The sequence below is a fragment of the Bacillus sp. N12A5 genome (assembly GCF_026790125.1).
In the GTDB taxonomy this organism is placed as follows: Bacteria; Bacillota; Bacilli; order Bacillales; family Bacillaceae; genus Bacillus.
Map to the genome: position 1 here is coordinate 1 of NZ_JALAMR010000013.1, position 13,298 is coordinate 13,298.

At 45.1% G+C, this 13,298-nt stretch carries 14 protein-coding genes, 13 tRNA genes and 1 riboswitch; of the genes, 5 read left to right on the forward strand and 22 right to left on the reverse strand.

Annotated features, from left to right (window positions below; genetic code table 11):
• Window positions 1-242: 242 nt before the first annotated feature.
• Window positions 243-443 carry a helix-turn-helix transcriptional regulator gene (locus MOC09_RS14855; RefSeq protein WP_268361283.1) on the forward strand — a complete coding sequence of 67 codons (201 nt, stop codon included), beginning with the start codon at window positions 243-245 and terminating at the stop codon, window positions 441-443.
• Window position 444: 1 nt separating this feature from the next.
• A complete protein-coding gene (locus MOC09_RS14860) occupies window positions 445-918 on the forward strand; it encodes a hypothetical protein (RefSeq protein ID WP_268361277.1) in 474 nt (157 codons plus the stop codon).
• A 17-nt stretch (window positions 919-935) separates the two neighbouring features.
• Here MOC09_RS14860 and rpsN read toward each other — a convergent pair whose 3' ends face one another.
• The 5 genes from rpsN to MOC09_RS14885 form a co-directional block, all read right to left on the reverse strand.
• Entirely contained in the window at window positions 936-1,205 is a 270-nt protein-coding gene (rpsN, locus tag MOC09_RS14865; protein WP_019257859.1) for a 30S ribosomal protein S14, read from the reverse strand.
• Between the two features lie 173 nt (window positions 1,206-1,378).
• Window positions 1,379-2,515 carry an FMNH2-dependent alkanesulfonate monooxygenase gene (gene ssuD / locus MOC09_RS14870; protein WP_268361276.1) on the reverse strand — a complete coding sequence of 379 codons (1,137 nt, stop codon included), beginning with the start codon at window positions 2,513-2,515 and terminating at the stop codon, window positions 1,379-1,381.
• 22 nt (window positions 2,516-2,537) lie between these two features.
• Window positions 2,538-3,368 carry an ABC transporter permease gene (locus MOC09_RS14875; protein WP_268361273.1) on the reverse strand — a complete coding sequence of 277 codons (831 nt, stop codon included), beginning with the start codon at window positions 3,366-3,368 and terminating at the stop codon, window positions 2,538-2,540.
• Window positions 3,365-4,363 carry an aliphatic sulfonate ABC transporter substrate-binding protein gene (locus MOC09_RS14880; protein ID WP_268370998.1) on the reverse strand — a complete coding sequence of 333 codons (999 nt, stop codon included), beginning with the start codon at window positions 4,361-4,363 and terminating at the stop codon, window positions 3,365-3,367. Before MOC09_RS14880 ends, MOC09_RS14875 begins: the two co-directional genes overlap by 4 nt.
• Window positions 4,364-4,380: 17 nt before the next feature.
• A complete protein-coding gene (locus MOC09_RS14885) occupies window positions 4,381-5,148 on the reverse strand; it encodes an ABC transporter ATP-binding protein (protein ID WP_268371000.1) in 768 nt (255 codons plus the stop codon).
• 407 nt (window positions 5,149-5,555) lie between these two features.
• Between MOC09_RS14885 and katA the strand changes: the two genes are divergently transcribed.
• A complete protein-coding gene (katA, locus tag MOC09_RS14890) occupies window positions 5,556-7,007 on the forward strand; it encodes a catalase KatA (RefSeq protein ID WP_268361268.1) in 1,452 nt (483 codons plus the stop codon).
• 24 nt (window positions 7,008-7,031) lie between these two features.
• Here katA and MOC09_RS14895 read toward each other — a convergent pair whose 3' ends face one another.
• The 3 genes from MOC09_RS14895 to MOC09_RS14905 form a co-directional block, all read right to left on the reverse strand.
• On the reverse strand, window positions 7,032-7,223 hold the full coding sequence (locus MOC09_RS14895; RefSeq protein WP_268361265.1) for an FbpB family small basic protein: 192 nt from the start codon (window positions 7,221-7,223) through the stop codon (window positions 7,032-7,034).
• Window positions 7,224-7,354: 131 nt separating this feature from the next.
• The gene (gene thiC, locus MOC09_RS14900) at window positions 7,355-9,127 is read right to left on the reverse strand and encodes a phosphomethylpyrimidine synthase ThiC (RefSeq protein ID WP_268371001.1); all 1,773 of its coding nucleotides are present in this window, start codon (window positions 9,125-9,127) and stop codon (window positions 7,355-7,357) included.
• 132 nt (window positions 9,128-9,259) lie between these two features.
• A riboswitch (TPP riboswitch) is annotated at window positions 9,260-9,367 on the reverse strand.
• Between the two features lie 68 nt (window positions 9,368-9,435).
• Entirely contained in the window at window positions 9,436-10,128 is a 693-nt protein-coding gene (locus MOC09_RS14905; RefSeq protein WP_268361260.1) for a Type 1 glutamine amidotransferase-like domain-containing protein, read from the reverse strand.
• Between the two features lie 126 nt (window positions 10,129-10,254).
• On the opposite strand from MOC09_RS14905, the gene MOC09_RS14910 reads away from it, so the two are divergent.
• On the forward strand, window positions 10,255-10,485 hold the full coding sequence (locus tag MOC09_RS14910) for a spore coat protein (protein WP_268361259.1): 231 nt from the start codon (window positions 10,255-10,257) through the stop codon (window positions 10,483-10,485).
• 86 nt (window positions 10,486-10,571) lie between these two features.
• Here the strand turns inward: MOC09_RS14910 and MOC09_RS14915 are convergent, their stop codons facing one another.
• Window positions 10,572-10,775 (reverse strand): hypothetical protein, encoded by a 204-nt coding sequence (locus tag MOC09_RS14915; protein WP_268371005.1) that lies wholly within the window; start codon window positions 10,773-10,775, stop codon window positions 10,572-10,574.
• 139 nt (window positions 10,776-10,914) lie between these two features.
• Here MOC09_RS14915 and MOC09_RS14920 point away from each other — a divergent pair, with 139 nt between their 5' ends.
• A complete protein-coding gene (locus MOC09_RS14920; protein ID WP_268371004.1) occupies window positions 10,915-11,691 on the forward strand; it encodes a sporulation protein in 777 nt (258 codons plus the stop codon).
• A gap of 85 nt (window positions 11,692-11,776) precedes the next feature.
• Here MOC09_RS14920 and MOC09_RS14925 read toward each other — a convergent pair.
• From MOC09_RS14925 to MOC09_RS14985, 13 genes are all read right to left on the reverse strand, one after another.
• Window positions 11,777-11,858 (reverse strand) — tRNA-Leu (locus tag MOC09_RS14925).
• 260 nt (window positions 11,859-12,118) lie between these two features.
• Window positions 12,119-12,207 (reverse strand) — tRNA-Leu (locus MOC09_RS14930).
• A gap of 7 nt (window positions 12,208-12,214) precedes the next feature.
• Window positions 12,215-12,285 (reverse strand) — tRNA-Cys (locus MOC09_RS14935).
• A gap of 5 nt (window positions 12,286-12,290) precedes the next feature.
• A tRNA-Gly gene (locus tag MOC09_RS14940) sits at window positions 12,291-12,365 on the reverse strand.
• A 46-nt stretch (window positions 12,366-12,411) separates the two neighbouring features.
• Window positions 12,412-12,483, reverse strand: a tRNA-Gln gene (locus MOC09_RS14945).
• Between the two features lie 9 nt (window positions 12,484-12,492).
• Window positions 12,493-12,568: transfer RNA gene (locus MOC09_RS14950), tRNA-His, on the reverse strand.
• Between the two features lie 24 nt (window positions 12,569-12,592).
• Window positions 12,593-12,666: transfer RNA gene (locus MOC09_RS14955), tRNA-Trp, on the reverse strand.
• Window positions 12,667-12,671: 5 nt separating this feature from the next.
• Window positions 12,672-12,756, reverse strand: a tRNA-Tyr gene (locus MOC09_RS14960).
• A gap of 22 nt (window positions 12,757-12,778) precedes the next feature.
• Window positions 12,779-12,851: transfer RNA gene (locus MOC09_RS14965), tRNA-Thr, on the reverse strand.
• A gap of 5 nt (window positions 12,852-12,856) precedes the next feature.
• A tRNA-Phe gene (locus MOC09_RS14970) sits at window positions 12,857-12,932 on the reverse strand.
• A gap of 12 nt (window positions 12,933-12,944) precedes the next feature.
• Window positions 12,945-13,021: transfer RNA gene (locus MOC09_RS14975), tRNA-Asp, on the reverse strand.
• A 56-nt stretch (window positions 13,022-13,077) separates the two neighbouring features.
• A tRNA-Met gene (locus MOC09_RS14980) sits at window positions 13,078-13,154 on the reverse strand.
• Between the two features lie 7 nt (window positions 13,155-13,161).
• Window positions 13,162-13,237 (reverse strand) — tRNA-Val (locus MOC09_RS14985).
• Window positions 13,238-13,298: the final 61 nt, after the last annotated feature.

Consider the following 13,298-nt stretch of genomic DNA (forward strand, 5'->3'; position numbering starts at 1 on the left):
CACGACATCAGCTTGGAAGGCTGAGGTTTTACCACTAAACTACACCCGCATTTCTGTTTGTCAGTAACAGTACCGCTCTGACTTTTCTAATATTACATGTTTATTGATTTTTCGTCAAGGGAATATAAAAATTTTGTCGAAAAAAAGTTTTCTTTTTGTAAAGATGTTAAGTTTCATTTACATAATGTTAAGTATACTATACAATGTAATCAATTGAGAATGTGAAGGGGACAGACGCTATGATGAAAAATAAAGTAAAAGAACTGAGGGCACGCTTCGGCTATTCTCAGGAAAAACTAGGAAACACAGTCGGTGCCACAAGACAGACTGTGGCAGCAATCGAAAAAGGCGATTATGTTCCCTCACTGCTGTTAGCACTGAAAATCTGCAAAGCCTTCTCCATGAAAATGGAGGATGTCTTTTGGTTAGAGGAGGAAAACTAAGATGAGCATGAAAACAAAAGCCGCATTTCAACTTGTGTTATTTGGCCTTGCATGCTGGACGCTGATTTCATACTTTGAAGCTTCAGAAGGCATAGCGTCTTTTTTCCGCACAAAGAGCGGCGAGATGGTGTTTGAATTAAATCTCACCCCCTTTATTCTGTTTGTTGCGGCGTCTGCGGTTTATTTATACTTACAGAAAAAAAGCCGCCCTGCTGCAAAAAAGCTTCTTTTGCCTGATGAATTTGAAGAGCAGGATGAAAGAGAGCGGATGATGACGGCAAAAGCATGCCGCGCGTCATATATCGCCGTCTACTTCTCTCTTCCTGCCGCAGCGGTTCTTCTCATTTTTTATCCGCTTTTTCAATCGCGTATTCCGTTTTTCCCTATTCTTATTGTGTTTATTATCATGATCATTCAGCACCTATCCTACGTCATCTCTTTCAAGAAAAACGAAAAAAACTCCGGCGCGCTGTAATCGGCCGGAGTTTTTTCTTACCAGCTTGCTTTTTTCACACCGGGAATCTGGCCTTTATGGGCCAGCTCCCTGAAAGCGATTCTGGACATTTTAAACTTTCTCATATATCCTCTCGGGCGCCCCGTTACCATGCATCGATTGTGGAGCCTTCCCGGTGCTGAATCTCTCGGCAGCTTGCTGAGTGCCTCGTAATCTCCTTTTTCTTTTAGCTCGCGTCTAATAGCGGCGTATTGTTCAACAAGCTGCTGGCGTTTTAACTCTTTTGCTACTTTTGATTTCTTAGCCAAGACAAAGCCTCCTTGTTAAATCGAAATAATTACGATTTAAAATGTACCATGCACACTAAAAAAAAGCAAGCATACCGCTTTGTCAAAACAGGCGGCTGAAAGCCGCCCGTTTCGAATGATGCAATTCTGCTTCATACAATAACGCATCTTGATACTGGCGATTTCATTTTTTCTTAAACCGAGGCATTCTTCTCTTTAACAAAATAAGTATTCCCGACCGCTTCTCCCCTTTTGTTCTGAAGTTTTCTTGTCCGCTCATTTTCAAATGGCAAAAGAGGAAACACTAGCTCTGCAAAATAATACGCTTCTTCTAAATGAGGATAGCCGGAGAAAATAAACGAATCTATTCCGAGTGCCTGGTACTCCGCTATCCGGTCGGCAATAGTCTGCGGATCACCGACAAGGGCTGTGCCTGCCCCGCCTCTGACCAGTCCGATCCCCGCCCACAGATTCGGGCTGATTTCAAGCTTCGCCCGATCGCCTTGATGAAGAACGGCCATCCGGCGCTGGCCTGAAGAATCGTATCGGCTTAGAGCTGCCTGCGCTTTGGCGATGGTGTCATCATCCAAGTGGCTGATCAAGCGTTCAGCCGCTTCCCACGCCTCCTCCTCGGTTTCACGGGCAATGACATGCAGCCTGATGCCAAATCGAACGGATCTCCCCTCTTTTTCAGCTTGCTTTTTGACTCTCTCAATCTTTTCTTTTACTTGTTCAGGCGGCTCGCCCCATGTTAAATACACATCTGTATGCTTTGCGGCAGCGTCAATCCCCGCCTGTGAGGATCCTCCAAAATAGATAGGCGGATGCGGCGCTTGCTGCGGCGGGAAAAGCAGACTGCTGTTTTCCACTTTGATATGCTTTCCTTCATAGGTAACCGTCTCTCCCCGCAAAAGTCTCCGCCAAACCGTTAAAAATTCATCTGTTGCTTCATAGCGTTCATCATGGCTGAGAAACAGGCCATCCCCAGCCAGCTCGTACGGATCGCCTCCTGCCACAACATTGATCAGCAGCCGGCCGTCTGAAATTCGGTCTAAAGTAGATGTCATTCTGGCTGCCAGTGAAGGCTGCATTAAACCGGGTCTAACCGCAACTAAAAACTTTAGATCCTTTGTTTCTCCCGCCAGCGCCGACGCTGTAAGCCACGGGTCCTCGCACGATCTTCCCGTCGGCAGTAGAACACCCGTATACCCCAGCCTGTCTGCCGCCTGCGCGATTTGTTTAAAGTAAAGATGATCCGCAGTCCGGCCATCGCTTTCAGATCCTAAATACCTCGCGTCTCCATGAGTCGGTATAAACCAAAGAATTTCCATACCCATCTCCCCTTTATATAGATTACCCTTCGTAACTGTTTCTCCACTTTAATAGTTTTCGTTCAAGCAGCCTGACAAAGGAATCCGTCAGCTTTCCCACCACCGCAAAGATGATAATCCCTGCAAACACTTTGTTCGTTTGTGAAAACTGTCTGGCATCCATAATCATGTAGCCGACACCCGAGCTTGAGCCCATCAGCTCTGCCACAACAAGACCGAGCCATGCAATACCTAGCGATAAGCGAATGCCCAGCAATATATTTGGCAGTGATGCAGGCAATATCACTTTGGAAATCTGCTGATGCCATTTAAATTCAAGCACCCGGGCAACTTCAAACAGCTTCGCATCAACCCCGCGGATGCCGTTAAATGTATTAATGTAGACCGGAAAGAAGGCACCTAGCGCAATCAGCAATATTTTAGATACTTCATCAAAACCGAACCATAATATAAACAACGGCGTAACCGCCAGATGGGGTACGGTTCTAAGCATTTGCAATGACGGATCAAGATACAGCTCCGTTCGTTTGGAGAATCCGGCCAAAATGCCGAAGATCAAGCCAAGCCCCGCGCCAAGCAAAAAACCAAGTGCCGCCCGATAGATGCTGATTTGCAGATGGCCGAACAGCTCACCAGACAAAATAAGTGTTTTAAAGGTCAGGACGATTGTAACGGGCGTAGGCAGCACTGTAGCAGACACAACCCCAAGACCGCCGATGATCTGCCAGATGGCAATGATGGCGGCGGGCAGCAAAAGCCCTTTCATCCAGTCGTATTTTTTCCTTCTGGGCTTTTTTTTGACAGCTTCCGTATTCGTTTTGGGCAGCGAGCCTGCAGCCTCCGCCTTCATCATTGATCACCTCCGGAGGAATTTTCCTTTAACGCTTTTTTAATAAATGTGTTATCAACAACCTCTTTGACATCAATCTTCTTGTCTATTGCCTTCGTTTGATATTGAAAATCTGCTGTCTCCTGCTGCGCTTTCACAATGTCGTCACTGATGACCTCATTCAGAGGCTTAGTATTTTTCAGCACATTTTCGACGACCTTTTTATCGAGATCTTTAATGTCTGCATACAAATCCGCGGCTTCATCCAGATGTTCCTTTTGCCACACAACGGCTTTATTAAACACCTTCAGAAAACGGACCACTTCATCAGGGTGCTCTTCCGCAAACTTTGTTCTTACTAAAGTAAATCCGGGTGAATATAAATCTGTGCTTTCCCCGTTTACAAGGATTTTTGCTCCGTGTTTGATTGTTTCTAAAGACAAGTACGGCTCCCAAATGGACCAGGCATCAACAGATCCGTTTTCAAACGCGGAGGCGGCTTCATCGGGCTGAAGCTGAATGATCGTTACATCATTAGCTGACAATCCCACTTGATCAAGTGCTTTATACAGAAAATCAAAACCGCTGCTGCCTTTAGCGACTGCAATTTTCTTTCCCTTTAAGTCCTTGACGTCCTGAATGCCGCTGTTTTGGTTGACAAGGATGCCGTTCGCTTTCAACCCATCCTGAGATAAGCCAATTTCTTTAAAATCAATGCCTGCCGCCTGTCCCGAGATCACAGGTGAATTGCCTACCTGAGAAAAATCAAGTTTGTCTGCCGCAAGGCCTTCAAATTGGGGCGGACCGCTTTGAAACTCCACCCACTTCACCTTGATGCCTTCTTTTTCAAATGCATCTTCAAACCAGCCTTTTTCCTTCGCAATCAAAAGCGGGCTTAAGCTTTGCTGAATACCGATTCGGATCTCTTTCAATTGTTTGCTGTCACCGCTGGCTCCATTTGCTCCGCAGCCTGCCAGCAGAAAAAAAACGGTAACGAATACGATGAGTCTTTTTTTCATTTCTGCTTCCGCCCTTTCTATATCCCTGATCCTTCAGCGTACTCTAGTTCTTCTGTTTTCTCGAATTCCGACAGCACTTTCTGTCTGATCACTTGGAAATCCGGAGTCGTCCTGTTTCGCGGATACGCCAAATGAATTGGCATCAGCTTATGGATGTTCCCCGGTTTGGCCTTAAGGATCGCAAGCTCATTTCCTAAATAAACAGATTCATCTATATCATGAGTGACGAGTATCATCGTTGTTTTTTTCCTCCGCCATATATCCAGCAGCACGTCCTGCAGGTGTTTTCTTGTAAAAGCGTCGAGTGCACCAAACGGTTCATCTAAAAGCAGCACCTCAGGCTCCCGCAGAAGAGCCCGTGCGATAGCCACTCTTTGTGACATACCGCCTGACAGCTCGCGCGGATACGCTTTCTCCGATCCTTTCAATCTGACAATCTCGATCAATTCATCCACCTTCTGTTTGACTTTTGGGTCTTTCAAGTTCAAATCAGCGGCAATATTCTGCTCAACCGTCAGCCAAGGAAAGAGGCGATGCTCCTGAAAAATAAATCCTTGCTGAATACCCGGAGCTGTTACGCTGCGTCCGTTAATTTCAATACTCCCCTCATACTCAGAATCAAGTCCTGCAATAATTTTTAACAAAGTGCTTTTTCCGCACCCGCTCGGTCCGATGACTGTTAGAAATTCACCTGGCGCGATTGATAATTGAATGTTCTCCAAGACCGTTGTTTTGCGGCCTTCATGAACAAATGCCTTTTCTTTGATGCTGATGGTCACAGCCACTTTTATCCCTCTCTTTCTGCCAACCCCGCCTTCAAAAAACAAAAAGGCCCCCATCTCTGTTCGTTGTAGAGATGAGAGCCTTCGGCGGTCCGATCAGCTGCCCAATTGTTTTTTTGTTTGAATATCATGTTAATTCAAATTATTCCGATATGTCAACTCTTTTTTAAACAAGATTTTTAACATCCTCGTTTATCACTTACTCTGCTTGTTTCGCAAGTAGGAAAGAAAAAAATCATTTCCCGAAAAACTTTTTTCTCTATTATAGACTGTTGCAACAAGGGTTTATCAATAATTTCAATACTAGATATCGCTTAATAGAGATAACTATTTTATAATAATTATAAAATAATATTGACTTTTTACTTAGAGATGATATTATGTTCTTATAAATTCCAAGAGGTGATAACATGAGTTCAAATAAACTGACAACTAGCTGGGGCGCTCCGGTTGGAGATAATCAAAATTCGATGACTGCCGGTTCTCGCGGACCAACTTTAATCCAAGATGTACATTTACTCGAAAAACTGGCCCATTTTAACCGAGAACGAGTTCCTGAACGTGTTGTTCACGCCAAAGGAGCAGGCGCACACGGATATTTTGAAGTAACAAACGATGTAACAAAATACACGAAAGCCGCTTTCCTTTCTGAAGTCGGCAAACGCACACCGTTGTTCGTCCGTTTCTCAACAGTTGCCGGTGAACTTGGCTCGGCTGACACAGTTCGCGACCCGCGCGGATTTGCTGTTAAATTCTATACTGAAGAAGGAAACTACGACATCGTTGGCAACAATACGCCAGTATTCTTCATCCGCGATGCGATTAAGTTCCCTGATTTCATCCATACACAAAAAAGAGATCCAAAAACACACCTGAAAAACCCTACGGCTGTATGGGATTTCTGGTCACTTTCACCAGAGTCACTGCACCAAGTGACAATTCTGATGTCAGACCGTGGAATTCCTGCGACACTTCGTCACATGCACGGCTTTGGAAGCCATACATTCAAATGGACAAATGCCGAAGGTGAAGGCGTATGGATTAAATATCACTTTAAAACAGAACAAGGCGTGAAAAACCTTGATGTTCATACGGCGGCAAAAATTGCCGGTGAAAACCCTGATTACCATACAGAAGATCTATTCAACGCGATCGAAAATGGTGATTTCCCTGCATGGAAACTATATGTGCAAATCATGCCTTTAGAAGATGCAAATACGTATCGCTTTGACCCGTTTGATGTTACAAAAGTTTGGTCTCAAAAAGACTATCCGCTAATCGAGGTCGGACGTATGGTGCTTGACAGAAACCCGGAAAACTACTTTGCAGAAGTAGAACAAGCGACATTCTCACCTGGAACACTCGTGCCTGGCATTGATGTTTCTCCGGATAAAATGCTTCAAGGCAGACTGTTTGCTTATCATGATGCACACCGCTACCGTGTCGGTGCGAACCATCAAGCGCTGCCAATCAACCGCGCACGCAACGAAGTGAACAATTATCAGCGTGACGGACAAATGCGTTTTGACAATAATGGCGGCGGATCCGTTTATTACGAGCCTAACAGCTTCGGAGGTCCGAAAGAATCACCAGAGGATAAACAAGCAGCATATCCGGTACAAGGGATGGCTGACAGCGTAAGCTACGATCACAACGATCACTACACACAAGCCGGTGACCTCTACCGTTTAATGAGCGAAGATGAGCGCACCCGCCTTGTTGAAAATATCGTTAACGCCATGAAGCCGGTAGAAAAAGAAGAAATCAAACTTCGCCAAATCGGGCATTTCTACAAAGCGGATCCTGAATACGGAAAACGCGTGGCAGAAGGACTTGGATTACCGATTAAAAAAGATGCTTAATAGAATGCAAAAACCCGCTATACATTAGCGGGTTTTTTTATATTGCACTGCCGTATGCTTCTCATCAATCTTCATATAAATTTCCTCCATCATCTCCGTACTGTTCATAATCTCTCGTTTGTTTTTTTCAATCAGGAGCTCCAGCGGCAGAATTTGATTCCCGTATGTTTTTCGCTTCCTAAATCGTTTTCTCCCCTTCTCTTTTTTGATTCCCATCAATGATCCCTCCTTTTTCATACAAAAAAGGCCCTTATCTAAAAGATAAGAGCCTTCGGTGTCCCGATCAGCAAATATTGGAAATGGATATTAGCTATATTAAAACGCATTCCATTTTGCCTGTCAATCTATTATTTATACAGCTGGCTGCCTTGATTCACAAATTCTTCAGCTTTTTCCTTCATCCCCTCTTCAATAGCATCCCATTCACTAATCTCTTTGTCCTTCGCATAATCCCGAATATCCTGGGAAATTCTCATGCTGCAAAACTTCGGACCGCACATGGAACAAAAGTGAGCGGTTTTCGCTCCTTCTGCCGGCAGGGTTTCATCATGATATTCAAGCGCTCTTTCCGGATCAAGGGATAGATTAAACTGATCCCGCCAGCGGAATTCAAAACGGGCTTTCGATAAAGCATCATCCCGTATTTGCGCTCCGGGGTGCCCTTTTGCAAGGTCTGCCGCATGCGCCGCAATTTTATATGTAATAACTCCTTCCCGAACATCGTCACGGTTAGGCAGCCCCAAATGCTCCTTCGGCGTTACATAACAAAGCATTGCTGTCCCATACCAGCCGATCATCGCCGCTCCGATCGCTGATGTAATATGGTCATAGCCCGGCGCAATATCTGTTGTCAGCGGCCCTAATGTGTAAAAAGGCGCTTCTTTGCAAATGTCCATTTGTTTATCGACATTCTCTTTGATTTTATGCATCGGCACATGCCCAGGCCCTTCAATCATCACCTGAACATCATGCTTCCAGGCAATTTGCGTCAGCTCTCCAAGCGTCTCTAATTCAGCAAACTGCGCTTCGTCATTGGCATCAGCGATTGATCCGGGACGAAGTCCGTCCCCAAGAGAAAAAGCAATATCATACATTTTCATGATTTCACAAATTTCTTCAAAATGACTATACAAGAAGCTTTCCTGATGGTGAGCCAGACACCACTGCGCCATAATTGCTCCCCCGCGTGACACGATTCCGGTTGTCCGTTTGGCAGTCAGCGGCACATAGCGAAGCAAAACACCTGCGTGAATCGTAAAATAATCCACTCCCTGCTCTGCCTGTTCGATCAGCGTATCACGATAAATGTCCCACGTTAAATCCTCCGCTACGCCGTTTACTTTTTCAAGCGCCTGATAAATCGGAACAGTCCCCACGGGCACAGGACAATTGCGGATAATCCATTCACGCGTCGTATGAATGTCTTTTCCGGTAGAAAGGTCCATCATCGTATCCGCTCCCCAGCGTATGGCCCACGTCATTTTTTCCACTTCTTCTTCAATGGATGACGTAACGGCTGAATTCCCGATATTCGCATTGATCTTCACATGAAAATTCCTTCCGATAATCATCGGTTCACTTTCAGGGTGATTAATGTTTGAAGGAATGATCGCCCGGCCGCTGGCTACCTCGTCTCTGACAAACTCAGGAGACACATGCTCGCGAATGGCGATAAACTCCATCTCAGGAGTAATGATCCCCTTTTTGGCATAGTGCATTTGCGTGACATTTTGACCTGCCTTCGCCCTCAGCGGTTTCCGCTTTAGTCCGGGATAGCTTGCGTTTGGATTTGCTTTTTTATAACCGTTATCTTCTGGTTTTACAGCCCGTCCTTCATACTCTTCCACATCGCCGCGCTCTGTGATCCATTTTTGGCGGAGAGGATTTAAACCTTCTTCAATATTAATTGTCACATCAGGGTCCGTATAAGGTCCGCTTGTATCATAGACACGCACAGGCGCGTTTTCCTCTTCACCGAACGATCCCGTCGTCGGACTCAATGCGATCTCCCTCATCGGCACTTGGATGTCCGAAGAAGACCCCTCCACGTACACTTTCTTGCTCCCCGAAAAACTCGACATAATGGAAATGTTGGCTTGCTGCACTGAATTGTTTTGCATTACTTATCCTTCCCCTCTCTTCGTTTGAAAGGACAAAATCAAGCCCATAACCAGCACAAAAAACCGGATTCAAATGAATGAACCCGGTTACAGTCAGAAAGAAACATATTATTGCCCAGCACGACAATAATAAAAACAATTCCTCTACTTCCCCACGCTGGTACGAACCAGATCAGGTCCAAAGGGTTAAGAAGCTTGCCTTCTCTCTCAGCCCGATAGCGGGCACCCCCAGTAACTATTGATTTCGCACTCATCTTAACATAAAACCAATCTGAAAAAAAGGGGAATATAGATAATATTCAGCTAATTCATCCTAAATATTTGACAGGCAGCTGGATTTCAGCTATTTCATATTCATCCATCATCACCCGATATGCCTTTGCACCCGGTCTTGAACTCACTGTCTGAAACAGCTGATCATTTATGAAATGGAGAGCCGCTCCGTCGTCCGCCGCATAGCCATCACTCAGAAATTCATTAGATATCAGCTGGTGGTATATCGGCCTCCGGTCCTTTTCACCATCATAATGAGGACAAAAACTCCCTTGCAACAAACCTAAACTTTTCATACTTGTCAGCGGCCCGGCCGAATCTGTGACCCCTTCTTCAAACCAGCAGATCGCACCGGCACTTAATCCAGCTAGAATCAAACCGTTCTTCCATGCTTCTCTGAGAATAAGATCCAGCCCCCACTCCTTCCACAGTACAAGCATATTCCTCGTATTTCCCCCGCCAACATATATTACATCCTGTTCCATAACAAAAGATAGTAAATCTGTTGTCGGCGGCTTAAATAAGGATAAATGAGACGGCACACAATCCAGTGTTTGAAAAGCATCATAAAACCGCTGAACATAGTTTTGGGAATCACCGCTCGCCGTCGGCAGAAAACAAATGCGAGGTGACTTCCGCTCCGATTGATTGATGATATATTGATCGAGAGACAAATTATCCGGCTCCATTGAAAAACCCCCTCCGCCCATCGCAATAATCTGCTTCATCATCCCACTCCCCCGGAAAAATTTGTTATTCATTATAGCATTTTGTATAAAAGCAAGACACAAAGCAAAATATTTTCTTATCAGGGGAACAAGAAAATAACATCCTGTACAGGAGGTGGCTTGCCATTGAACAATGTCTTTGATCCGATTAACGCCATAGCTATACCTGCAACTGCCCTTGATTTCTTAGCAACAACAAAAAACAGCATTAACAAGTACACTGCCGCGATAAAGGAAACCTCGAACCCTCACCTCCGAAGAGCATTGCATGATCAATTAGATGCAGCTGTTTATCTGCATGGAGAACTGTCAGAACTCCTGTTGGAAAAAGGCTTTGTCCTAGATAAACCATTTTAAATCGACTCGCTTTTATGTTGCAGAGAACTGTAAACAGGCCATAAAAAATGACGGTCTCTCATTTTATGAAAGACCGTCTCTTTCCTTTATTGCTCCACTCTTCTTAAAGCCTCGTTTACTGTTTCTTTTATAAACGCATCTTCCCCGCCCAATCGGTCTAAACTGAGATCGCCGTTTCTCAGCCTTTCAGATATATTATTGATATCCTCTTCTACCGTGATTTGCAGCTCACCAGCCAAAAACATTCTGTGTAATTCATCAGCAACCATACTTTCTTTATTCATTTCAATCCGCTCCTTTGCTTTCAGTATTATTCTTAGTCTGTCCTTTAACCTGAAGAATCATAGGAAAAAAGTATGAACCAAATGAATCTTTTTTCCTCTTTCTTACGTATATTTGTTGAGAAAAAGAAAAAGGGGAAGATCTAACATGTCATTTTTTAAGAAGCTTGCTGCAAGTGCCGGAATCGGTGCTGCCAAAGTAGATACGATTTTAGAGAAAGACGCCTATTATCCTGGAGAGGAAGTACGGGGTACTGTACATGTCAAAGGCGGAAAAATCGCTCAGGACATCCGCTATATTGACGTACAGCTTAATACACGGTACGTCATTGTAAAAGACGATGAAGAGCACCGGAAATACGCTACAATTCATTCTTTCCGGGTCACTGGTTCATTCACCGTTCAGCCTGGAGAAGAGCATCAATTTCCGTTCTCATTCACTCTACCGCTAGATACACCGATTACTGTAGGAAAAGTAGAAGTCGCCGTGGTGACAGACCTTGATATCGAAGGCGGTATCGATAAGTCCGACCATGACCGCATTTTCGTTGAGGCACACCCTTGGATTGAAAATGTGCTGGAAGCCATCGAAAACCTAGGCTTCCGCCTTCATGAAGCAGACTGCGAACAAGCGCCTTACTTCCAGCGCAGACTTCCATTTGTTCAAGAATTCGAGTTCGTTCCGACATCAGGCTACTATCGTCAGATGCTTGATGAATTAGAGGTTATTTTTCTTTTAGACGAAAACGGTTTAGACATTATTTTCGAAGTCGACCGCAGAGCAAGAGGACTGCAAGGATGGCTGGAAGAGATGTATAATGACGGAGAACAGCTCGTACGTGTCCGCTTCAGCCAATTAGAGCTTGAAGATGCAGAAGGTCTTGAAGAGGTGTTAGAAGAGATCATAGACCAATACGCTGAGTAAATATAAAAAGGAGCCCAGCTTAGCTGAGCTCCTTTTCTTTAATAAAAATAAAACCCGTTTCCAATGAGAAACGGGTTTTTCAGTATACCGGTGGTCGGGGTCGAACCGACACTCCAGAAGGAACACGATTTTGAGTCGTGCGCGTCTGCCAATTCCGCCACACCGGCAAGTTTTACATCGTATCTAACCGACGAATATAAATATATCATGGATCTTATAAAGTGTCAACGTATTTCAAAAAGTTTTTTTGGAAATATATTAATAAAATAGTGTTAAGAGATTTAGCTGAAGCAGCTTTATGATCATGTATCAAAACTTAGCCGCTGATAAATCAAAACAATAAAAAATGATCTACATAAGTAGATCATTAATATGATTAGTTATAACTTTAAACGAACAAACACCAATTCAACTTAGTAAGTAAAATTGGTGCCGAGGGCCGGACTTGAACCGGCACGGTAGTCACCTACCGCAGGATTTTAAGTCCTGTGTGTCTGCCAATTCCACCACCCCGGCAAAAGAAAGGCGACACCCGGATTCGAACCGGGGATAAAGGTTTTGCAGACCTCTGCCTTACCACTTGGCTATGCCGCCGTAATTGGAGCGGAAGACGGGATTCGAACCCGCGACCCCCACCTTGGCAAGGTGGTGTTCTACCACTGAACTACTTCCGCATCTTAGGGACTTAATACATCATATGCAGTTGATATAAAAGTGAGACTGGGCTAGCTGGATTCGAACCAACGCATGACGGAGTCAAAGTCCGTTGCCTTACCGCTTGGCTATAGCCCAATGATAATATGGGGCGATTGATGGGAATCGAACCCACGAGTGCCAGAGCCACAATCTGGTGCGTTAACCACTTCGCCACAACCGCCATAATCTCAAGATGTCATAAATTTGGCAGGGGCAGTAGGAATCGAACCCACACCGGAGGTTTTGGAGACCTCTGTTCTACCGTTAAACTATGCCCCTATAAATGGTGGAGGGGGGCAGATTCGAACTGCCGAACCCTGAGGGAGCGGATTTACAGTCCGCCGCGTTTAGCCACTTCGCTACCCCTCCACATTAAGTTTTGAAAAAACAGTGCCGGCAAGAGGACTTGAACCCCCAACCTACTGATTACAAGTCAGTTGCTCTACCAATTGAGCTACACCGGCATAGGTGGTGGCTCGGGACGGAATCGAACCGCCGACACACGGATTTTCAGTCCGTTGCTCTACCAACTGAGCTACCGAGCCTTATTATTTAAATGGCGGTCCGGACGGGACTCGAACCCGCGACCTCCTGCGTGACAGGCAGGCATTCTAACCAACTGAACTACCGGACCGTATTGAATTATTTTAGTTACGCCCTTCGGGCACTCCTTATTTCATTCATATAATTTGGTTGCGGGGGCAGGATTTGAACCTGCGACCTTCGGGTTATGAGCCCGACGAGCTACCGAACTGCTCCACCCCGCGATGATAATGGTGGAGGATGACGGGCTCGAACCGCCGACCCTCTGCTTGTAAGGCAGATGCTCTCCCAGCTGAGCTAATCCTCCATCATATAATGACCCGTACGGGATTCGAACCCGTGTTACCGCCGTGAAAGGGCGGTGTCTT

What these genes read in the sequence shown, in the direction of transcription:
- MOC09_RS14855 (WP_268361283.1), top strand. Translation starts at nt 243, where the DNA reads ATGAAAAATAAAGTAAAAGAACTGAGGGCACGCTTCGGCTATTCTCAG.
- MOC09_RS14860 (WP_268361277.1), top strand. Translation starts at nt 445, where the DNA reads ATGAGCATGAAAACAAAAGCCGCATTTCAACTTGTGTTATTTGGCCTT.
- ssuD (WP_268361276.1), bottom strand. Translation starts at nt 2,515, where the DNA reads ATGGAAATTCTTTGGTTTATACCGACTCATGGAGACGCGAGGTATTTA.
- MOC09_RS14875 (WP_268361273.1), bottom strand. Translation starts at nt 3,368, where the DNA reads ATGATGAAGGCGGAGGCTGCAGGCTCGCTGCCCAAAACGAATACGGAA.
- MOC09_RS14880 (WP_268370998.1), bottom strand. Translation starts at nt 4,363, where the DNA reads ATGAAAAAAAGACTCATCGTATTCGTTACCGTTTTTTTTCTGCTGGCA.
- katA (WP_268361268.1), top strand. Translation starts at nt 5,556, where the DNA reads ATGAGTTCAAATAAACTGACAACTAGCTGGGGCGCTCCGGTTGGAGAT.
- MOC09_RS14895 (WP_268361265.1), bottom strand. Translation starts at nt 7,223, where the DNA reads ATGGGAATCAAAAAAGAGAAGGGGAGAAAACGATTTAGGAAGCGAAAA.
- thiC (WP_268371001.1), bottom strand. Translation starts at nt 9,127, where the DNA reads ATGCAAAACAATTCAGTGCAGCAAGCCAACATTTCCATTATGTCGAGT.
- MOC09_RS14905 (WP_268361260.1), bottom strand. Translation starts at nt 10,128, where the DNA reads ATGAAGCAGATTATTGCGATGGGCGGAGGGGGTTTTTCAATGGAGCCG.
- MOC09_RS14920 (WP_268371004.1), top strand. Translation starts at nt 10,915, where the DNA reads ATGTCATTTTTTAAGAAGCTTGCTGCAAGTGCCGGAATCGGTGCTGCC.